Genomic DNA, 19,781 nt, shown 5'->3' on the forward strand with positions numbered 1-19,781 from the left:
AGCTATCCATCACCTGCACCACGACCTCCACCACGGCGGGACGGCGAAGCCCTGCTATGACGCCAACTCGGTCCAAGCCCCTGCCGGGACTGTCGGGCTCAGCAGTCAGCAATCCCTGGGCGACAGGGGACCTGGCGTCCCCAAAAGTGGATCAGCAGGCGCGATTTCCCCATAGCCCTCGCCCAACTCCCCCGCCGCTCCGGGCTTGTTCAACACCGCATTTCATCGGTGGGGGCTCCGTCTACCTGAGGCAGCCTCGCCCACGCCCCACCGACGAAATGCTCACTGTTGTGCCCATTTTCCTGTGCACAGGGGAAAGCCTCCTGAGCCTCAAAGGCACTCGGACCGCCCTCCGCAGGTTATCCGCAGGGGATGTGGATTACGGTTCAATTCGGCGCCAGAGCCCGTCAGCAGGGGCTTCCGAGAGGAGAGAAGCAGGTTCATGGACCGGGCTCCGAAGGAGGTAGATGTCCACGAGTTCCTTTCCAGACAAGGTGAATTCGAAGGTGCTGGCCAGCCCGCCATCCTCCCGAACCCGGGTCATCCTGGGGCCCAGGACCCGCACACCCGCAGGACCGCGCTTGAGGACATAGAGGTGCCCCTCACCGCTCCAGAAGACCTGGACTCCGCCAGGATTGCGCTCCAGGCGGAACGCAGGGCGAGCCGATGCCAATACCGTGCGCTTGGCCTTGGCCGCCGGGGAGGGGGCGGGGGCGGGGGCACGCAGCTCACCAACCGCATCCATGGACTTCGATAGCTCCACTTCCACAGGCTTGGCAGGTGAAGACGCAGGGGCTATCGCCGCAGGAGCCTCGGCCAGGGGGTCTGGGCGCTTCCCGAGACTTCCTGGGGAACCTGGGGCCAGCCTTTCAGGCTCTCTCTCAGCCTTGGCGCGCCTCGTCCCGGGTTCGGCCTGCGGAAGGGCGTCCTTGGAATGGGGTGCCTCCAATCGGGATTCCTGCGGCTCCAGGGAATGCACCACGGAAGGAGCGGGCTGGCCCCTTTCCATCATCCAGGTCACCCCCACCGCCAGGACCAGACCGGCTGCCAGGGCCATGATCTGGGGACGCAGGAACAAGGGTTTCCGGGGCTTGGGCAGGATCGCCAGGAGCCGCTTGCGGGCCTTGGGATCCGCCAGGAGTTCCCGCAGAGCCTCCTCGTCCATCAGGGCATCGAAGAGGGCCTGGTCTTTCAGGGCCGTTCGGAGGAGCAGCGCCTTCTCCTCAGGAGTCAAGGTGCCCGTGGCGTAGCCCCCCAGGAGGTATTCGGGATCCGGGTTGCTCATGCGTCCCACCTCCCCCCCATCCATTCCAGCATCTGCTTCCGACAGCGGTGGTCCCAGGTGTAGACCGTGTTGAGGGATTCCGCGCCGAGCACCTTCTGGATTTCGGCAAAGGCCTTGCCCTGGAGCTTGAGGCGGAAGATCTCCTGGCAGCGTTTCCCAAGCAGCGCCAAGCCCATGGCCAGCTTTTCCAGACGCTCCCGCTTCACCGCGGTCTCCTCGGGCCCCGGGTGGTCACCCGCAAGGGGATGCTCGTCCAGGTCAACCTGGAGGTGCTCTCCCCGCCGCACCACCTTCCGCTGCCAAGCGGCGAGCTTGAAGCGTAGGATCTGGAAGCAGAGGGGCATCAGTTCCTCCAGGGCCTCCACATGTCTGTACTTCTCGTGGATCACCACGAGCACCTCCTGGGCAAGGTCCTCGGAAGCCTCCCTTGCATAACGGGATGCCGCGAAGGCCACCATCCTTTCACGGAGGTGGCCCAGGATCTCGTCGCGGGAAAGGGGGGTGGAAATGGGAGACTCCAGGGTGGCGGCAGCTTGAAGTTTGAGGCTCCCGAAGGAGCTGGGGAAGCAGTCTTTGCACGGATGCCGCAAGCCGCATGGCGTGACAGCCCGCCCGACGCGCCACCCGATCGAAGTGACACCCATCACCTCATGGGAGGAAATTCAGAAAAGGCCTGGAAACCCCCACGGACTTGCGTATATTCGTTACCACAGTATCGATACCTTTTTATCGATACCATCTCTCACACAGGAGCGGACCGATGGCCTACGGCTACAAGATCGGAAGCATCCCCCTCACGACCGTCCAGCGCTTTGCCAGCTACCTCCCCGCCTTGCGGGACATGCAACGCCAGGGCCGTTCCGTCGTATCAAGTGCCAGCCTGGCGGAAATGCTCCGCCTGGAGGCCATCCAGGTCCGCAAGGACTTCGGCTATCTGGGGATCACGGGCCGCCCCAAGACGGGCTTCCAGGTGGATGACCTGATCGGGGCCATGGAGCATGGCCTGAGCTGGAACCGGGTTTCCGACGCCATTCTGGTGGGCACAGGCCATCTGGGCACCGCCCTCCTGAACTACAGGGGATTCGGCTATCACGGCCTGGCAATCAAAGCCGCCTTCGATATCGCCCCGGACCGGGTCGGGGCCCTCATCAATGGGGTCCAGGTGCAGCACCTGGATGAGATGAAGCCGTTCATGGACGCCAAGATGGCCATCCTTACGGTCTCGCCGGAATCGGCCCAGGAGGTCGCCCTGAGGCTGGTCCGGGCCGGGATCACAGGCATCTGGAACTTCACCGGCCGCACCCTTCTCCTGCCCGAGCCTATCGTCGTCCAGGACCAGGACATCGCCATCGGGCTGGCCGTCCTTTCCGCCAAGCTCACCGCCCGCGCCAGGGAGGCCATCGAGGCCGAGTCAAAGCCTCCAGCCTGATCCCACTGCCCCATAACCCCTTTCCACACGGAGCCCCCTGCCCCGCAGGAGTCCTGTATCTCTGAATAGGAGCATCCTCATGCAACCCGTCGAAGCCACCCCGCAGCTGTCTGCGGCAGGAGAAGTTCTATCCATCGATGCGCTCGTAGAGCGTGTCCGGAAGGCCCAGAGACTCTTCTCAACCTACACCCAGGAGCAGGTGGACGAGATCTTCCGCGCCGCCGCCCTGGCCGCCGCCAATGCCCGCATCCCCCTGGCCCGCCTGGCCGCCGACGAAACCGGCATGGGCGTCATGGAGGACAAGGTGATGAAGAACCACTTCGCCTCCGAGTACATCTACAGCAAATATAAGGATGAGAAGACCTGCGGATTCCTGTCCGTGGAGGACGCCTTCGGCACCGCCACCGTCGCCGAGCCCGTGGGCATCATCTGCGGCATCGTCCCCACCACCAACCCCACCTCCACCGCCATCTTCAAGGCCCTCATCAGCCTGAAGACCCGCAACGGCATCATCTTCAGTCCCCACCCCCGGGCCAAGCGCTCCACCTGCGAAGCCGCCCGCATCGTGCTGGAGGCCGCCGTGGCGGCGGGGGCCCCCGAGGGCATCATCGGCTGGATCGAGGAACCCACCCTGGAGCGCTCCAGCCAGCTCATGCGCCACGAGGGTATCAACCTGATCCTGGCCACGGGGGGCCCCGGCATGGTGAAGGCGGCCTACAGCTCCGGCAAGCCTGCCATCGGCGTGGGCGCGGGCAACACCCCCGTCGTCATCGATGAGACGGCGGACCTCAAGCGGGCCGTGGCCTCCATCATGATGTCCAAGACCTTCGACAACGGCATGATCTGCGCCTCCGAGCAGTCCGTCATCGTGGTGGACGAGGTCTACGAGGCCGTGCGGGAGCGCTTCGCCACCCTGGGGGGCTATGTCCTCAGCCCCGAGGAGTGCGAGGCGGTGCGCCAGGTCATCCTTACGCCCAGTGGTGCCCTTAACGCGGACATCGTGGGCCAGTCCGCCCGGAAGATCGCCGCCATGGCGGGCTTCGAGACCTCGGAGGACACCAAGGTCCTCATCGGCGCCGTCGATTCGGTGGGGGAGGAGGAGGCCTTCGCCCACGAGAAGCTCTCCCCCACCCTGGCCCTCTACCGGGCCAAAGACTTCGAGGAGGCCATGGCCAAGGCGGAGAAGCTGGTGGCCCTGGGGGGCATCGGCCACACCTCGGTGCTCTATACCGACCAGGACCTGCGCTGCGACCGGGTCCGGGCCTTCGGCGAGCGCATGAAGACCGCCCGCATCCTGATCAACTCCCCGGCGGCCCACGGCGGCATCGGCGACCTCTACAACTTCAACCTGGCCCCCTCCCTGACCCTGGGCTGCGGCTCCTGGGGCGGCAATTCCATCTCCGAGAATGTCGGCCCCAAGCACCTCATCAACAAGAAGACCGTCGCCAAGAGGGCCGAGAACATGCTGTGGCACAAGCTCCCCAAGAACATCTTCTTCCGGCGGGGATGCCTGCCCTTCGCCCTGGAGGAACTGGCCGGGCGCAAGCGGGCCGCCATCGTCACCGATCGCTTCCTCTTCAACAACGGCTATGCCGATCAGGTCATCCGCATCCTAAAGGACATGGGCCTGGAGGTGGAGGTCTTCCACGAGGTGGAGGCCGACCCGACCCTGGCGGTGGTGCGCAAGGGCGTGGCCATGCTCAACGGCTTCAAGCCCGACACCATCGTGGCCCTGGGGGGCGGTTCCCCCATGGACGCCGCCAAGATCATGTGGGTCATGTATGAGCACCCCGAGGTCCACTTCGAGGAGCTGGCCATGCGCTTCATGGACATCCGCAAGCGCATCTACAAGTTCCCCAAGATGGGCCTGAAGGCCACCCTGGTGGCCATCCCCACCACCTCCGGGACGGGCTCCGAGGTGACGCCCTTTGCGGTGGTGACCGATGAGCGCACCGGCATGAAGTACCCCATCGCCGACTACGAGCTGACCCCCGCCATGGCCATCATCGACCCCAACCTGGTGATGGACATGCCCAAGGGCCTGACGGCCTTCGGGGGCATCGACGCCGTGACCCACGCCCTGGAGGCCTACGTCTCCGTCATGGCCAACGAGTTCTCCGATCCCCAGGCCCTCCAGGCCCTCAAGCTCCTGAAGGCCCACCTGCCCTCGGCCTACGAGAGGGGCAGCCAGGATCCCAAGGCCCGGGAAGAGGTCCACAGCGCCGCCACCATCGCGGGCATCGCCTTCGCCAACGCCTTCCTGGGGGTCTGCCACTCCATGGCCCACAAGCTGGGGGCCGAGTTCCACCTCCCCCACGGCCTGACCAACGCCCTGCTGATTTCCAACGTCATCCGCTACAACGCCAACAACAACCCCACCAAGCAGACGGCCTTCAGCCAGTACGACCGTCCCCAGGCCCGCCGCCGCTATGCGGAGATCGCGGATCACCTGGGCCTCGGCGGGGAACGCACCGGCGCCAAGGTGGAAGCCCTCATCGCCTGGGTGGACGAACTCAAGGCCCAGATCGGCATTCCCGCCAGCATCCGGGAGGCCGGTGTGCCCGAGGCGGCCTTCCTGGCCCAGGTGAATGCCATCGCCGAACAGGCCTTCGACGACCAGTGCACCGGCACCAACCCGCGCTACCCCCTGATTGCCGAGCTCAAGCAGATCCTGCTCGATTCTTACTACGGTCGGGCCTACTCCGAGGCCTGATGCCGTCCGTGGAACGGAAGCCGGAGCCCCATTCAAACGGGCTCCGGCTTTCAGGTTATGCCCAGCACCTTGAAGAAGTCTACGTAGGCGCGATCCGATTCCTCGATATGGGTGATCAGCCATTTCTTGAGGAAACTGGGGAGGGCCAGGGCGCTGATATGACCCTCCTCGTACTGCCGGGCAAGCTCCTCAGCCTCCAGGATCAGCTGGGCGTGTTCCCGGGCATGGGCCTCCAGATCCGGGTACCCGAAAGCCTCCATGAGATCCATTTCCGCCGCGAAATGGCGCTTGGTTTCCAGGATCAGCCGGGCGAATAGCTGAAGGGAGAGAGGTTTGTCCCGCCGGAGGATCATGGTGGAGTGGAGATGGGTGATGAGGGAAGCCAGCCGCTCATGCTGCTCGTCGAAGCGCTGGATACCGACCAGACGATCTGCGCTCCAAGGCATGAAGGGGGCGGCCTCCAGAGGGGATGCACCTTGATCAAACGTCATTGGACCTGCCGCGGCTCATCGGAACTCCCATCCAGAGCATTCTACTTCAATGGCGGCAAAGGACCTTGAGGTCCTTTGGGGGGAACTGCGGATTCCGGCCCGGCCCCCGAGGCGCTACACTGGAAGGCTCGGAGGCCCTAGTGACCAAGCGTTTCTACGTCACCACGCCCATCTACTACGTCAACGACAAGCCCCACATCGGCCACACCTACACCACGGTGCTGGGGGATGTGCTGGCCCGTCATCACCGGATGCTGGGAGAGGATGTCTACTTCCTCACCGGAACCGACGAGCATGGCCAGAAGATCGAAAAGACCGCTGCCAAGCGGGGCATCACGCCCCAGGAACTGGTGGACGAGGTGGCTCCCAATTTCCAGAACCTGTGGAAGGAGATGGGCCTCACGCCGGACCACTTCGTCCGCACCACCCACGCCCGCCACAAGGCCACGGTGCAGGAGCGCTTCACCCAGCTCCTGGGCACCGGGGACATCTACAAGGCCAGCTACAAGGGGCTCTACAGCGTCTCTGACGAGGCCTACGTCACCGAGACCCAGGCCAAGGAGCTTCAGGCCCAGGGCTTGGCCCACCAGCTGGTGGAACTGGAGGAGGAAAGCTACTTCTTCCGCCTGGCGGCCTACGAGAACTGGCTCATCCAGCTCTACGAGAAGTATCCCGAGTTCGTGCAGCCCGAGTTCCGCCTCAACGAGGTCAAGCAGTTCGTGAGCCCCGGGGGCGAGCGGGGCAACCTCCAGGACCTGAGCATCAGCCGCACCTCCATCACCTGGGGCATCCCCGTGCCCGGCGACGAGAAGCACGTCGTCTATGTCTGGTTCGACGCCCTCCTCAACTACCTGAGTGCCTGCAAGGAGGGTCACTGGCCCCCCACCATCAACCTGGTGGGCAAGGACATCCTCCGCTTCCATGCCGTCTACTGGCCCGCCTTCCTCATGGCCATGTACCGCCAGGAGGGGGACGACCTAAACGGCGAACTGCCCGCCCGCATCCGCGAACTGCTCCCCCAGACCGTGCTGGCCCACGGCTGGTGGCTCATGGGCGAGACCAAGATGAGCAAGTCCCTGGGCAACATCGTGCGCCCCAAGGAACTCCTGCACTTCGGCACCGACGCCGCCCGCTTCTTCCTCATGCGCGACATGCAGATCGGGCATGACCGCGCCTTCACCTTCGAGAGCTTCATGGACCGCCTGAACGCCGACCTCGCCAATGGCCTGGGCAACCTGGCCTCCCGCTCCATCAGCATGCTCCAGCGGTACCGTTCAGGAATCGTTCCGATTCCGCAAAAATGGGATGACGAGGATCGGGTTGTGGCTGAGCAGGGTGCCAAGCTCTGCGCCGATTACCTGGCCAAGGCCGAAGCCAACGACTTCAACGGCGCTCTGGATGGCCTTTGGGTCTACCTGCGCCACCTGGACGGATACATCGTCAAGGCCGAGCCCTGGAAGCTGGCCAAGGACGAGGCCAACAAGGAAAAGCTGGATACGGTGCTGTGCCAGCTCTACCGCGCCCTCCGGGCCACGGCGGTGCTGACGGCCCCCGTGATGCCCGGCATGGCCCAGCTCCTCTGGGAAAGCCTGGGCATGACGGGACAGGTTTCGGAGCAGCGCTTCGCCGATCTGGCCTTTGAGGCCCCCGCCGCCGCCCCCGTCAACGACCCCAAGCCCCTCTTCGCCCGAATCGACAAGGATGCCGCCATGACCGAGATCGAAGCCATCAAAACCGCCGAGATGGCACCCGCCACTCCCGCCGAACCCTCCCTCGATGTCCCCCCCATGAAGGAGAACATCGACTACGACACCTTCGCCAAGACCGATCTGCGGGTGGGCCTGATCCTGGAGGCCGAAGAGGTCCCCAAGAGCAAGAAGCTCATCAAGATGAAGGTGGACCTGGGCTTCGAGCAGCGCACCATCCTGGGCGGTATCAAGGAGGCCTATGCCCCCGCCGACCTGGTGGGACGCCGCGTCGTAGTCGTTGCCAACCTGGCCCCCCGGGCCATGATGGGCATCGAGAGCCACGGCATGCTCCTTTGCGCCAGCGACAACGCCTCCAAGCCCTACCTCATCGCCCCCCCCGAGGACGCCAAGCCCGGGTTTGTGGTGCGCTGAAGAGTTAAATCTCACGCGGAGGCGCGGAGACGCGGAGAAGAACAAAGGCAAGGACCGGGCAGCACTTGTCCATTCCTTTCATTTTCTTCACTCCGCGGCTCCGCGCCTCCGCGTGAAACCGTCCTTTCCTTCGAGCCCCCATGCCTGAACCCACCCCCCGCCGCCAGACCCTCTGGGCCGTGCTCGTGCTCATCGTGCTGCCCCTGGTGTGGGGCTACAACTGGGTCATCATGAAGAAGGCCCTGGCTTTCATGGGGCCCTTCGAGTTCGCGGCCTGGCGCTTCATTCCTGGAGCCCTGTTCCTTTTCGCCATCCTGGCGGCCATGAAGCGCCCCCTGACCCTCAAGGCTCCCCTGAGCGTCCTCGCGGTGGGGTTCTTTCAGACGGCGGCCAACATGGGCCTGGTGATGTGGGCCCTGAGGGGTGGCCCTGTGGGAAGAGGGGTCATCCTCAACTACGCCATGCCCATCTGGGTCGTGCTCATGTCCTGGCCCCTGCTGAGGGAGCGGCCCATGCGGATCCAATGGATCGCGTCGGGTTTCGCGGCCCTCGGCATCGTCTGCCTCTTCCTCTCCAAGAGCACCCACGGACGGGTGGATGCCGCCGTGCTGGCCCTTCTGTCGGGCCTCAGCTGGGCCATCGGCACCGTGATCACCCGACGCCTGCTGACCAGGCACCGCATGGACCCCCTTACCCTGACCTCCTGGCAGATGCTTTTCGCGGGCCTCATGCTGGCCATCGTGGCCGTCCTAGTCCCGGGCCGCCCCACCCTGTGGCATGCCCCCTTCTTCATCCCGATCATGCTCTGGGAGATCATCCCCGCCACGGCCCTGGGCTGGCTCCTGTGGACCTTCTTCCTGAAGCGGGTGGACGCCTCGGTGGCTGGCCTCGCGGTCCTGGCCTCCCCCCTGGTGGGCATCGCCGCCGGGGCCATCGAGCTCCACGAGCGCCCCAGCGGATTCGAGGCCCTGGGCATGGGTCTGGTGGTTCTGTCCCTGGCCCTGGTGGGTCCGCTGGCGGTGCGGCAGATCCGCAAATCGGGGCCACCCCCCAGCAATCAATAGAGAAGCCAGGGGATGACACCGCCCCGCTTACACTGGTTCTATGAGATCTCCCCTCTGGCACCTGCAGATCGAACGCACCACCAACGCCCCCTTCGAGGTGGTGGTCAAGGCCCTCATGGATCGCGATCAGCGGCCCCTCTGGCACCCCCGGCCTGGGGCAGGCCAGTGGAAGATCCTGGAGCAATCCGAAGACCATCTGGCCATGGAAGCATTGGAGAATCCCATCTGGGGCGTGGAGGAACAGGCCCTCTACCGGGTGGAGCCCCACGATGACCGTCTCCTGCTGAGCTACCACGCCCGCTTCAAGGGCTGGCCGGTGCTCCTTCTGATGGGATACTGGCGGCTCCGTTCGCATCGAATCTGGGAACGCTTTGTGGAGTCCCTATGAAATTCGTCAGCTGGAACATCAACGGCTTCCGCTCGGCCCTGAAGAACGGCTTCATGGACTGGCTGGAGGATACCGATCCCGATGTCCTCAGCCTCCAGGAGATCCGAGCGGAGTGGGACCAAGTGGATCTGGGCGTGCGCCAGATGCTGGAGGCCAACTACGATATCTGCTGGTTCCCCGCCACTCGGAAGAAAGGCTACGCCGGTTCAGCCACCCTGAGCCGCAAGGGGCTGGGCTGGATCCACACCCCGGGGCTGGGAATCGAGGACTACGACTGTGAAGGCCGCATCGTCCAGAGCGAACGGGGGGATCTGACCCTCCTGGCGGGCTACTTCCCCAATGCATCCTCCGGCCTGGTGCGCCTGCCCTACAAGCGCCAGTTCGCCCTGGATCTGGCGGAGCGGGTGCGCCAGGTCCTCGCCCAGGGTCGGCAGCTCATCGTCACCGGGGACATGAATGTGGCTCCCGAGGAGATCGATCTGGCCCGCCCCAAGGACAATCGCATGAGTCCCGGATTCACCGACGAGGAGCGGGAGGACTTCAGGGGCTACCTGGCCAGCGGCCTTCGGGATGTGCTGCGGGAGCAGAACCCCGGCACCCCGGGCCTGTACACCTGGTGGAGCCAGCGGGGAGGTGCCCGGGCCAAGAACGTCGGATGGAGGATCGATCTGTTCCTCGTGAGCGAGGGCCTGATGGGCCGAGTGAAGGACACCCGAATCCACCCCGACACCCTGGGTTCGGACCACTGCCCCATCAGCCTGGAACTGGACTGACGAGGCTGCCCCCTCCGGGCGTATAATCGGGTTTGGAAAAAAGGTATATGCCCCTGGACCTCGTTTCACCCTTAGCTTCCTCGGCTCCGGGGATGCAGGAGTTTGTCTGCCGGGATCCCCGGCGGGCTTCGGATTACATGCAGCGGGCCTTCACCCATCACCAGATGAACGTGCTGGGGGTTCCGAACCGCTTCAAGGCGCAGATCCAGACCCTGCAGCTCGGCAGTTTGCGGCTCAGCACCCTGGCCTTCGATACGGAAGTGGAGCTGGCCCAGGATCCGGATCCCAACTATCTCCTGATCTCCACCCAGACCCAGGGTTCGGCGGAGGTCAGATGCGCCGACCGCGCCTACGAGGGGGGGTCCGGCATGGTGGTGATCGATTCCCCTTACCTGCCAGTGATCAAGCGATTCAGCGCCGACAGCCGCCGAATCCACCTCCGCTTCGATACCAAGGCCGTGGAGGCCTGCTGCGCGCGGCTCCTGGGGCATGGCCTGGAGCGGCCGGTCCACTTCTCCCCCTTCATTCCCGATGCAGCCGCCACCCACCGCCACTGGATGGCCCTGCTCCAGCTCCTGTTGACCTATGTGGAGCAGGATCCCACCAGCCCCTCCAGCCTGAGTGCCCCCATGGTGCGTCAATTGGAGGAGACAGCCCTCCTGATCCTCCTGAACGAACACGAGCACACCTATTCCCAGGAACTACACTCCCCGGCTCCCTGGGCCCCGGTCCATGTGCGCCGTGCCGAAGCTTACATCCGGGCCCACGCAGGGGATCCCCTCACCCTTTCCTCCATTGCCGAAGCCGTGGATGTGAGCATCCGCACCCTCACCCAGGGCTTCCGGGACTTCCGCCAATCCACCCCCATGGGCTTCCTCAAGGATATTCGCCTGGAAGGGGCCCACAGCGATCTCCGCTCCGCCAAGCCCGGCACCACGGTGGCAGAGGTGGCAAGCACCTGGGGGTGCTCCCACCTGGGGCGCTTCGCCGAGGCCTACCGCCAGCGATTCGGGGAGACACCCTCGGAGACCCTGCGACGATAGCAAAAGCCCCCGGGAGAATCCCGGGGGCTTTCTTCTGCCATGAAAGGGGGGACCGCCTGCTCGCTGCGCTCGCGATGTCCCCCCTTTGACCCCCACGTGGTGGCCGGGCAAAGCCCGACCATCACGTCTGTGGCAGAACCAGGAGCTAGTGGGCGCCCAGGGAAAGGCCGACCTTGCCCTTCTTGGCGGTGCTGAAGACCGCCGGGGGGTTCAGGAAGAGGGAGCCGACGAGGCCCACCAGGGAAACCAGGGCCACCATGGTAAGGGAGGCCTGGTAACCACCAGTCTTGTGGAGCAGGGTGGCTCCGACCACCACACCCACGGTGCCCCCGAAGATGCCCAGGCCCATCCAGAGACCGCAGATCTTGCCGACGATGTGGGAGGGGAAGTGCATGGAGGCGAAGGCCAGGATGTTGGGGGCGATGAAGCCCTGGAAGAAGCCGGCGGCGAACATGGCCAGGGGCAGGATGCCGAGGTTTCCGGCGATGGCGGGGGACTTCACCGCGTAGGCGGCGACGGCAACCAGGAGGAAGCCCGCACAAACGGCGATCTTGGCGTTGCCCTTGAGCACTTTGGCCATGAGGAGACCACCGATCACGGATCCGATCATGTTGGCGATCTGGACCATGCCCATGAACTTGCCGGCCACCATCATGCCGTGGCCCATGCCAAGGGGCGCGGGGGCAGAGAGGTAGACGGGAGTCAGGTCATTGAAGGCCTGACCGAGCCAGCTGAAGAGGAAGATGAGCACGATGCCGAGGTAGAACACGGGGAGCTTGCTGGCCACCTTGAAGTCGCCCTCGGTATCGGGCGCAAGGCCGTCTTCAGAAGCGTTATGGACAGGGGGCTTGGGACCGAAAGCGACGGCCAGGAAGAGCAGGATGCTGATGATGGGGAAGAGCACCATCCAGGTCCCGGCGGCAGCGAAGGAACCGGTCTTCAGGAAGGCCATGGGGACGAAGGCGAAGCCCAGGGCGATGCCCAGGGAAATGCCCACACCCTGGATGCCGGTCACGATTCCCCGCTGATTGATGGGGAACCAGTTGACCGCCACCACGCCCACGGCGGCCATGGTGGGACCACCGCCCGCACCCTGGAGCATGCGGACCAGCACCATGGCGCCGAAGCTGTGGCTGCAGAAGGGCACCAGCAGGGTAGCCACCGTCATGACACCGAGACTGACCAGCATGGTGGGGAGGAAGCCGAACCTGTCGAGGCAGATGCCTCCGATGACGGCGAAGACGGACACCAGGATAGTGAAGGCCACCATCAGGGCTCCGGTCACCGCACCAAGATCCGCATGAAGGGCCTCAGCGATGTGCTGCATCAGGGGCGCGGGCCAGATGAGGATGACACCGTTGGCGATGGTGCCGAAGAGAAGGGCGAACAGGACGAACCACCTGAACGCGGGGTATTGATTCTGGGACATGGGAGTCTCCTAGAAAAAGTAGGGGGGAGGGAGGGCAGTGTAAATGTCACAACACCCACTGTCGCGACAACTATTTGGGCCGAGCGGCTCCGCCCGGCACCGGGTGCTCAGACGTAGGCCCGATCGTAGTCCCTGAGCATGTCCTGGTCGGGGCGCTCCAGAATGAAGGCGCTGACGAAGTCCTGGTCGGGCTTGACGAAGGGATAGGCATCCTGGGTGGCCCAGGAGGGCTTGCTGTAGACAGGGGGGTTCTTGAGGATGGAGTCGACCCACCCGTTGTTGTTCTCGTACCAGAGCTCGGAGACCCGGTGCCACTGATGCCCCATGAGGGGGCTGGGGTGGTGGGTGAAGGGGCGCTGCTTGGAGGAATGCCCAGGAAGGCCGGCGGGACGGATGATGGCCTTGGTGCTGAAAAAGCGGATCAGGCCCGGCTGCTTCATGACCTCGGGAACATGGACATTGAGATACCAGTCCTCCCCCTCCTCCAGGGAAACCCCCTCGGGGTAGCTGAAGACCGTCAGCCAGCGAAGGATGGTCTTTTCGTTGTATCGGAGTTCGGCTCCCAGGAAATCGTCCGTGGGCTCCCCGGGCATGGTGACCACGGTAGCCTCCATCCCCTTCTCTCCGGGCTCGGGAGTCATGGAGAGCGTGCCATTGATGCCACGACGACCTTCCGCCCCCACCCAGTTCTCGTGGATACGATAGTTGTAGAGGCCGAAGGCATCTGCGCCCTGGGGAATCGGCACGCCCCGGTACAGCAGGTAGCGCTTGAGCCAGGGCATCTGCATCAGGACCTCACGGCAGTGGTCCCGCACGAACCAGCGCTCCAGGCCTGGACGATCATTCTCATCCAGCAGCTTGTGCAGAATGAGGGTTTTGAGGATGGTAGACATAAGGAGGTTCCTCCATCAAGGGAAGTGTGCGATGTCATACAGTCCTTACATGTCGCGACAAGCATTTGAGACGAGTATTATAGGAGTCACGGCCCAAGTCCAGATTTTTTTCACCAACACACAAGTGGCATAATTATAACAATTAGATACAAAGCCCAAAGCAAACCATTCACAACCTGCAAGGCAAGGACACCAATTAAATGGACATCAAACAGCTCCAATGCTTTCTGGCGGTAGCCGAACGCATGAACTTCACCAGGGCCGCTGAGGAACTGCAGATGACGCAGTCGGGCATCAGCTATCAGATCTCTGCCCTGGAGAAGGCCATGGAGGCCAAGCTCTTTGTCCGCAACTCAAGGTCCGTGCATTTCACGGAGGTCGGGGCGTTCTTCCACCGTCATGTCAGGAAGCTGGTGGATGAATACGAAAGCATCATGAGGCAAGCCAAGAAGCTGAGTTCCCGGGAACTGGGAAGCCTCACCATCGGCTTCGTCGGGGGAGTCGAGATGAAGCTCCTGCCGTCCTTCATCGAGAAGTTCCGGAGCGCCTACCCCCATATCGAGATCAAGTTCAGCTACCAGAACATCATGAACATGGATCAGGCCATCCTCAACGGGGACGTGGATCTGGGATTCACGCTGCTCTTCAACGAGGATCGATCTCCCGAAATCCAGACGCACGCCATATTCAAGGACCATTCCGTGGTCATGGTGCCGCCGGAGCACCCCTTCGCCACTCGAAAACACATCTCCTTCGCCGATCTGAAAAAGCAGCCCATCGTCACCCTCGGGGCCGATGTCGCTGGCATCCCCCTGGAATGGCTCAAGAAAAACGCTCGGAAGAGGGGCTTCAACCTGAACATCGTCCATCTCTTCTCGGACTTCTCTTCCCTTTCCCTCGCCGTAGAGACAGGCATGGGCATTTCCGTGCACTCCCGCCACATCGTCGAGGAGAACGCCGGCCCGAGAATCCGCAGCGTGGAGCTGGATGACGAAGACTTCAATGTGGATTTCGCGGTGGCCTGGCGAGGGGACACCTCCAACGCCAATGTCCAGCTGTTCCTGCAAGCCATGGATGTTACATTGTAGGTAACATCATCTTTCAGCGGGGGCTCCATGCAGACCAGGCTCTGGAACTATGTCCAGCGAGGCCAAGCCATGGGACCTGTTCCCGAGGAGCAGCTCCGGGCCATGCTGGCTTCCGGCGATCTCTACTGGGACGACCTGATCTGGCGGGAAGGGATGGCGGACTGGCTGCCGGCCCGTCAGGTCACGGAACTGGTGGGAGCCCCGCCTTCCCCACCGCCGCCTCCGGCGAAGCCCCTGCCCTTCGCAATCCCTTCCCGGGTGCCCATCCAGCTTGATGATCGCCCGGATGCCATGACCAGGGCTGCAACAGGTCCCCAGGAGGTCTCTCTCCAGACGCTGGAATGGCTGCGCCGGACCAAGCCCTGGGTGCGCTTCCTCGCGGTGCTCGGACTGGTGGCAACCGCCCTCTCCGTCGCCGCCATCACCGCTCTGGGCCTGACGGCGGAGGCCTTGCCCGGCGCACCCGCCAGCCTCGTCCGCATCCTCCCGCTGGCCGCAGGACTCTTCATCCTGGCCCTCCATCTCCCGCCCCTCCTTCTGCTCAATCGCTATGCCAACCGCATCGGTCGCCTGCTTCGCTCCGGGGCGACGCTGGATCTGGAGGAGGCCCTCCGCGCCCAGAAGAGCTTCTGGAAGTATCTCGGAATCCTCACCCTGGTGGTGATCATCCTCTACATCCTGGGCCTCATCGCCGCCCTGGGGATGGGACTGATCATGGGGGGGCTACGGCACTAGCGGAGAGGAACAGCGACTCACGCGGAGACACAGAGAGCGCGGAGTATCGAGCGCCGGAGCCAGCGAGGCTTTCCGCTCCATCTCCGCGGGCTCCGCGCCTCCGCGTGAAACCATCTTTTCACTCCCCCCGATCTGCCGCCTTTGGATAGCCCATGCCGGATCCGGATCACGGTCGCCGCCGGGCGGGATTAGGATCGGTAAACACCTCGCACCCTGCGGATATTCCCGTTGCCATTTCCATATGGTACGCAACGGGAAGTATCCCAGCAAACTGCTCTGTTTAATGCCGTATCGGGATCCTTTTCCATCATGAAGCCAGAAACCCGTCTCGCCCTGATCCATATCGTCGGCCCGGAGCATGTCCTCGAAGCCCGCGAGGATCTTCTCTGCTATGCCTATGACGCCTCTCCCATTGCCATGGACCCGGCCCACCTGCCATGCATGGTGCTCTTTCCCGCCAATGCCGAAGAAGTCTCCCGGATCGTCGGATTGGCCAACGACGCAGGCTTCGTCATCTACCCGCGGGGAGCGGGATCCAATGTGAGCGGAGGCAGCATTCCCGACCGGGATGCGGTGGTCATGGTCCTCTCCCGCATGAACCGCATCCTGGAGATCGACCAGGCCAATATGACGGCGGATCTGGAGCCGGGGGTCATCACCGAGCAGTTCCAGACCGCCGTCGAGAAGCTCGGCCTATTCTATCCTCCCGACCCCTCCAGCAAGGCCTTCTCGACCATGGGCGGCAATGTGGCCGAATGCGCTGGCGGCCCCCGGGGCGCCAAGTACGGCGTCACCCGGGACTATGTCCTGGCCCTGGAAGTGGTCATGCCCACAGGTGAGATCATCCACACCGGGGCGCGCACCATGAAGAGCGTGGCAGGTCTGGACCTGACGCGGCTCATGGTGGGCTCCGAGGGCACCCTGGGCATCATCACCCGCATCACGGTCCGGCTCCTGGCGCTTCCTGCCGCCAAAAAGACCTTGATGGCCATCTTCCCCGATCTGGAGAAGCCATCCCAGACGGTGGCCAAGATCTTCACGGCGGGCATGGTGCCCACCACCATGGAACTGCTGGACAAGACCTTCATCAACGCCATCGAAGACTATCGCCAGATCGGCCTGCCCCGGGAGGCCGAGGCCATTCTGCTCATCGAAGTGGACGGCGAGGCCGAGTCCGTGGACCGCCAGGCCGATCGCATCGCCGAGATCTGCCACCAGCAGGGGGCCACGCGCACCCAGGTCGCCAAGGACGCGGCGGAAGCCGAAGAGCTCTGGATCGCCCGGCGTTCGGCCTTCGCCTCCGTCTGCCGCATCAAGCCCAACATCATCGGCGAAGACGCCACGGTGCCCAGGGCGGCCATCCCCCAGGCCGTGCGGGAGGTCCAGGCCATCGCGGCGCGCCACAACCTGACCATCGGTGTCATGGGCCACGCCGGGGACGGGAATCTGCACCCCTCGATCCTGGCCGACGAGCGGGATGCTGATGAGATGAGACGGGTGGAACTGGCCGTGGAGGAGATCTTCCGCTCGTTCCTGGCCCTCCGGGGCACCCTTTCCGGCGAGCACGGCATCGGCCGCATGAAGAGCCGCTTCCTCCACCTGGAGACCGGGGAGGCTGGCCTGAAGGTGATGCGAAGCATCAAGCGGGCCCTCGACCCCAACAACATCCTCAACCCCACCATCGGATTGGGAGCCTGACCGTGGAATGGAGGGATCTTGAAGCCGAAGTGGTGCGCTGCTCCCGCTGCGGAGCCTGCCAGCAGGTGTGTCCGATCTTCCGGGAGCTGGGTACCGAGGCCTCGGCGACCCGGGGCAAGATCGGACTGATCCGTTCGGCCATCCACGGATGGGTGTCCGAAACGGAAGGTCTGTCCGAACGCATGTCCCTCTGCCTGGCCTGCAAGGCCTGCACGGCCAACTGCCCCAGCGGCGTCCAGGGGGACCAGCTGGTTCTGGCAGCCCGTCAGCGACTGGTGGAACGTCGGGGGCTTCCCCTCATCAAGCGGCTCGCCCTGCGGTTCTTCCTCAAGCACAAGGGCATCTTCCGCGTCGGCATGAAGCTGGGCCCCCTGGGTCAGCGCTTGGTACTGCGCCGAACCCCCAAGGGCTGCCTGCCCCGGCTCCCCATGGGCCTGGACAAGCGCCGACTGGTTCCGGAGCTGGCAAGCCGCAGCCTCCGGGAACGCTATCCCGAGGTGCTGGAAGCCCCCATGGCCCGGGGAAGAGTGGCCCTCTTCACCGGCTGCATGGTGAACCACGTCTACCCGGAGATCGGTGTGGCCGCCATCGAGGTGCTCCTGAAGCAGGGCATCTCGGTGGTGATCCCGCCGGACCAGCATTGCTGCGGCCTCCCAGCCTTCGCCAACGGGGACACCGATACGGCCCTGGAACTGGGCCGGGCGACCCTGGGTGTCTTCCAGAAATACCCCGTGGACGCCGTGCTCACCCTGTGCGGAAGCTGCGGCGGAACCCTGAAGCAGGAATACCGGCACTGGTTTGCCCCGGATCCCGAACTGGCCGGAAGAGCCAAGGCCCTTTCAGAGAAGGTGCAGGACTTCGCCCAGTACCTCGACGGACAGGGTCTGCTGGGCTCCCTCGGCCCCCTGAAGGGCAAGGTCACCTACCACGACTCCTGTCACCTGGCCCGGGGCATGGGGGTGACGAAGGAGCCCCGGAACCTGATCCGCGCCATCCCCGGACTGGTGTTCCAGGAGATGGAGGCCCCGGCCCGCTGCTGCGGAGCTGCGGGAAGCTTCAGCCTGACCCACTATGACCTGACACTTAAGATCAATGGACGCAAGACCGAAGACATCCTGAACTCGGGAGCAGATACCGTCGTCACTGGATGCCCAGGCTGCATCATGCAGTTAAAAGACGGGTTACACAAGTATGAATCAAAAATAAATGTTATACACTTTGCACAGTTGTTGCGACAGGCAATAATGGGGAATCCCATCCCACCACCCATGCCCTGATTCCCATCCCGGAGATCAGGCCCCGTCCATAGGAGCGTCCCATGGAACAAACGCAAACCTACCCGAACTTCCGATGGTTCGTGCTGTTGGCCCTTCTGGTCGTCACAGCCGCTTCCACCATCCTCATGATCGCCCCAGCTCCGTTGATGGGTGAGATCTCCAAGGAACTGAGCATCGATCCGGGCAAGGCCACGGGCATCATCATGGGCCTCTGGAACATCCTGGGTGCCACCTCCTGCCTGGTGGCGGGCTTCCTGGTGGACAAGTACGGCGTCAACAAGCTGATGATTATCGGCTGCGTCATCTTCATCGTGCCCACCCTCCTCTTCCCCATGGCTGGCAACAACCTCGGGCTGATCATCCTGCTCCGCGCCATCCAGGCCTGCGGTGTGGGCCCCGTGACCTCCATCCTGGGCTCCCTGGCGGCGGCTTGGTTTCCCGCCAGCCAGCGCGGCACCGTGGCCGGCCTCCAGGGCGTGGCCACCTCCGGTGGTGTGCTGATCGGCTTCCTGGTCTCCCCTTCCACCTTCGCCCACACCCACAGCTGGACGGTCACCATGGGTTGGATGACCATCGCTCCCGTCATCGCCCTCATCCTTTGCGCCGCGATCCCCTTTGGCCCCAAGCCCCCCGCCTTCCACGACGATCTGTCCGCCGAAGCCCAGGCCGTGGCCCAGGGTGCCTTCGCCAAGGCCCTCAGGACCCCCACGACTTGGCTCCTCATCGCCTGCGTCTTCATCAGCTGCTGGTTCTTCACCGGCACCAACGACCTGACCCCCGGCTACATCGCCATCGCCCCCCCCACCGGCCTGGGCTATGGCCCCATGATGGCGGGCAAGCTCATGGGCCTCTACCAGATCTTCTTCATGCTGGGCGGTCTGCTCGTCGGCCTCATCTTCGAGAAGCTCTTCCATGAGAGCGCCCGCGCCACCATCGGCATCGGCTTCGTGGTCTCCGCGTGCCTGATCGCCTCCATCATGCTGCCCGTCATCGCTGGCAAGCCCTCCAACCTCAGCATCATCCTGCCTATCTGCGGATTCTTCGCCGCCTGGGTCATGCCCACCGCCGTGGCCTTCATCTCCATCAACTACCACCACACCATCATCGGCCGCATCACCGGCTTGGCCTTCGGCATCGGCCTCTACGCCGGCATCCCCGGCATCATCGTCGGCTCCATGGTCCTCTCCAAGACCGGCAACTACCATGGCTCCATCACCATCGTGACCTGCGTGGCCATCCTGGGCGCCATCCTGTCCCAGTTCCTCAGGCCGCTGGTCCAGAAGAGCAAGGCCAAGAGCCCTGCCCTGGAAGCCTGATCAACAGCATTTGACTTCACTTCGGACGCTCCGACTCCC

17 protein-coding genes are annotated in these 19,781 nt (G+C 64.0%); 12 read left to right on the forward strand and 5 right to left on the reverse strand.

Annotation, left to right across the window (positions count from 1 at the left end; all coding sequences use genetic code 11):
- Positions 1–379 precede the first annotated feature (379 nt).
- Both HOLFODRAFT_RS0216440 and HOLFODRAFT_RS21905 read right to left on the reverse strand, forming a co-directional pair.
- Positions 380–1,285 carry a hypothetical protein gene (locus tag HOLFODRAFT_RS0216440; RefSeq protein ID WP_005033674.1) on the reverse strand — a complete coding sequence of 302 codons (906 nt, stop codon included), beginning with the start codon at positions 1,283–1,285 and terminating at the stop codon, positions 380–382.
- A complete protein-coding gene (locus HOLFODRAFT_RS21905) occupies positions 1,282–1,929 on the reverse strand; it encodes an RNA polymerase sigma factor (RefSeq protein WP_005033672.1) in 648 nt (215 codons plus the stop codon). Before HOLFODRAFT_RS21905 ends, HOLFODRAFT_RS0216440 begins: the two co-directional genes overlap by 4 nt.
- Positions 1,930–2,045: 116 nt before the next feature.
- On the opposite strand from HOLFODRAFT_RS21905, the gene HOLFODRAFT_RS0216450 reads away from it, so the two are divergent.
- Positions 2,046–2,714 carry a redox-sensing transcriptional repressor Rex gene (locus tag HOLFODRAFT_RS0216450; RefSeq protein ID WP_005033669.1) on the forward strand — a complete coding sequence of 223 codons (669 nt, stop codon included), beginning with the start codon at positions 2,046–2,048 and terminating at the stop codon, positions 2,712–2,714.
- A 79-nt stretch (positions 2,715–2,793) separates the two neighbouring features.
- Positions 2,794–5,427, forward strand: a complete 2,634-nt coding sequence (gene adhE, locus HOLFODRAFT_RS0216455) for a bifunctional acetaldehyde-CoA/alcohol dehydrogenase (RefSeq protein WP_005033668.1) — start codon at positions 2,794–2,796, stop codon at positions 5,425–5,427.
- Positions 5,428–5,477: 50 nt separating this feature from the next.
- Here the strand turns inward: adhE and HOLFODRAFT_RS23525 are convergent, their stop codons facing one another.
- A complete protein-coding gene (locus HOLFODRAFT_RS23525) occupies positions 5,478–5,873 on the reverse strand; it encodes a bacteriohemerythrin (protein WP_005033666.1) in 396 nt (131 codons plus the stop codon).
- 185 nt (positions 5,874–6,058) lie between these two features.
- On the opposite strand from HOLFODRAFT_RS23525, the gene metG reads away from it, so the two are divergent.
- The 5 genes from metG (at position 6,059) to HOLFODRAFT_RS23530 (ending at position 11,306) form a co-directional block, all read left to right on the forward strand.
- A complete protein-coding gene (gene metG / locus HOLFODRAFT_RS0216465; RefSeq protein ID WP_005033664.1) occupies positions 6,059–8,038 on the forward strand; it encodes a methionine--tRNA ligase in 1,980 nt (659 codons plus the stop codon).
- Between the two features lie 140 nt (positions 8,039–8,178).
- Positions 8,179–9,102 carry a DMT family transporter gene (locus HOLFODRAFT_RS0216470; protein ID WP_005033662.1) on the forward strand — a complete coding sequence of 308 codons (924 nt, stop codon included), beginning with the start codon at positions 8,179–8,181 and terminating at the stop codon, positions 9,100–9,102.
- Between the two features lie 40 nt (positions 9,103–9,142).
- Positions 9,143–9,490, forward strand: a complete 348-nt coding sequence (locus HOLFODRAFT_RS24665) for a hypothetical protein (protein WP_005033660.1) — start codon at positions 9,143–9,145, stop codon at positions 9,488–9,490.
- Positions 9,487–10,263, forward strand: coding sequence for an exodeoxyribonuclease III (locus tag HOLFODRAFT_RS0216480; RefSeq protein ID WP_005033658.1), 777 nt, complete (start codon positions 9,487–9,489; stop codon positions 10,261–10,263). Before HOLFODRAFT_RS24665 ends, HOLFODRAFT_RS0216480 begins: the two co-directional genes overlap by 4 nt.
- Before the next feature lie 47 nt (positions 10,264–10,310).
- Entirely contained in the window at positions 10,311–11,306 is a 996-nt protein-coding gene (locus HOLFODRAFT_RS23530) for an AraC family transcriptional regulator (RefSeq protein WP_005033655.1), read from the forward strand.
- A gap of 145 nt (positions 11,307–11,451) precedes the next feature.
- Here the strand turns inward: HOLFODRAFT_RS23530 and HOLFODRAFT_RS0216490 are convergent, their stop codons facing one another.
- Together HOLFODRAFT_RS0216490 and HOLFODRAFT_RS0216495 are read right to left on the reverse strand one after the other, a co-directional pair.
- Positions 11,452–12,735: an MFS transporter gene (locus tag HOLFODRAFT_RS0216490; protein WP_005033653.1), complete on the reverse strand. Its 1,284-nt coding sequence runs from the start codon at positions 12,733–12,735 to the stop codon at positions 11,452–11,454.
- Positions 12,736–12,842: 107 nt separating this feature from the next.
- Positions 12,843–13,628 (reverse strand): hypothetical protein, encoded by a 786-nt coding sequence (locus HOLFODRAFT_RS0216495; protein WP_005033650.1) that lies wholly within the window; start codon positions 13,626–13,628, stop codon positions 12,843–12,845.
- Positions 13,629–13,828: 200 nt separating this feature from the next.
- Here HOLFODRAFT_RS0216495 and HOLFODRAFT_RS0216500 point away from each other — a divergent pair, with 200 nt between their 5' ends.
- From HOLFODRAFT_RS0216500 to HOLFODRAFT_RS0216520, 5 genes are all read left to right on the forward strand, one after another.
- Complete coding sequence (locus HOLFODRAFT_RS0216500) at positions 13,829–14,716, forward strand: LysR family transcriptional regulator (protein ID WP_005033648.1); 888 nt, start codon at positions 13,829–13,831, stop codon at positions 14,714–14,716.
- A gap of 27 nt (positions 14,717–14,743) precedes the next feature.
- Positions 14,744–15,451, forward strand: a complete 708-nt coding sequence (locus tag HOLFODRAFT_RS23535; RefSeq protein WP_005033647.1) for a DUF4339 domain-containing protein — start codon at positions 14,744–14,746, stop codon at positions 15,449–15,451.
- 309 nt (positions 15,452–15,760) lie between these two features.
- Positions 15,761–17,149 carry an FAD-binding oxidoreductase gene (locus HOLFODRAFT_RS0216510; protein ID WP_005033644.1) on the forward strand — a complete coding sequence of 463 codons (1,389 nt, stop codon included), beginning with the start codon at positions 15,761–15,763 and terminating at the stop codon, positions 17,147–17,149.
- A gap of 2 nt (positions 17,150–17,151) precedes the next feature.
- Positions 17,152–18,426: a (Fe-S)-binding protein gene (locus HOLFODRAFT_RS21925; RefSeq protein WP_005033642.1), complete on the forward strand. Its 1,275-nt coding sequence runs from the start codon at positions 17,152–17,154 to the stop codon at positions 18,424–18,426.
- Positions 18,427–18,467: 41 nt separating this feature from the next.
- Positions 18,468–19,742: an MFS transporter gene (locus HOLFODRAFT_RS0216520; RefSeq protein ID WP_005033640.1), complete on the forward strand. Its 1,275-nt coding sequence runs from the start codon at positions 18,468–18,470 to the stop codon at positions 19,740–19,742.
- Positions 19,743–19,781: the final 39 nt, after the last annotated feature.

Origin of the sequence: Holophaga foetida DSM 6591, assembly GCF_000242615.2 — a bacterium.
Classification (GTDB): Bacteria; Acidobacteriota; Holophagae; order Holophagales; family Holophagaceae; genus Holophaga; species Holophaga foetida.

What these genes read in the sequence shown, in the direction of transcription:
- HOLFODRAFT_RS0216440 (WP_005033674.1), bottom strand. Translation starts at nt 1,285, where the DNA reads ATGAGCAACCCGGATCCCGAATACCTCCTGGGGGGCTACGCCACGGGC.
- HOLFODRAFT_RS21905 (WP_005033672.1), bottom strand. Translation starts at nt 1,929, where the DNA reads ATGGGTGTCACTTCGATCGGGTGGCGCGTCGGGCGGGCTGTCACGCCA.
- HOLFODRAFT_RS0216450 (WP_005033669.1), top strand. Translation starts at nt 2,046, where the DNA reads ATGGCCTACGGCTACAAGATCGGAAGCATCCCCCTCACGACCGTCCAG.
- adhE (WP_005033668.1), top strand. Translation starts at nt 2,794, where the DNA reads ATGCAACCCGTCGAAGCCACCCCGCAGCTGTCTGCGGCAGGAGAAGTT.
- HOLFODRAFT_RS23525 (WP_005033666.1), bottom strand. Translation starts at nt 5,873, where the DNA reads ATGCCTTGGAGCGCAGATCGTCTGGTCGGTATCCAGCGCTTCGACGAG.
- HOLFODRAFT_RS0216470 (WP_005033662.1), top strand. Translation starts at nt 8,179, where the DNA reads ATGCCTGAACCCACCCCCCGCCGCCAGACCCTCTGGGCCGTGCTCGTG.
- HOLFODRAFT_RS24665 (WP_005033660.1), top strand. Translation starts at nt 9,143, where the DNA reads ATGAGATCTCCCCTCTGGCACCTGCAGATCGAACGCACCACCAACGCC.
- HOLFODRAFT_RS0216480 (WP_005033658.1), top strand. Translation starts at nt 9,487, where the DNA reads ATGAAATTCGTCAGCTGGAACATCAACGGCTTCCGCTCGGCCCTGAAG.
- HOLFODRAFT_RS23530 (WP_005033655.1), top strand. Translation starts at nt 10,311, where the DNA reads ATGCCCCTGGACCTCGTTTCACCCTTAGCTTCCTCGGCTCCGGGGATG.
- HOLFODRAFT_RS0216490 (WP_005033653.1), bottom strand. Translation starts at nt 12,735, where the DNA reads ATGTCCCAGAATCAATACCCCGCGTTCAGGTGGTTCGTCCTGTTCGCC.
- HOLFODRAFT_RS0216495 (WP_005033650.1), bottom strand. Translation starts at nt 13,628, where the DNA reads ATGTCTACCATCCTCAAAACCCTCATTCTGCACAAGCTGCTGGATGAG.
- HOLFODRAFT_RS0216500 (WP_005033648.1), top strand. Translation starts at nt 13,829, where the DNA reads ATGGACATCAAACAGCTCCAATGCTTTCTGGCGGTAGCCGAACGCATG.
- HOLFODRAFT_RS23535 (WP_005033647.1), top strand. Translation starts at nt 14,744, where the DNA reads ATGCAGACCAGGCTCTGGAACTATGTCCAGCGAGGCCAAGCCATGGGA.
- HOLFODRAFT_RS0216510 (WP_005033644.1), top strand. Translation starts at nt 15,761, where the DNA reads ATGAAGCCAGAAACCCGTCTCGCCCTGATCCATATCGTCGGCCCGGAG.
- HOLFODRAFT_RS0216520 (WP_005033640.1), top strand. Translation starts at nt 18,468, where the DNA reads ATGGAACAAACGCAAACCTACCCGAACTTCCGATGGTTCGTGCTGTTG.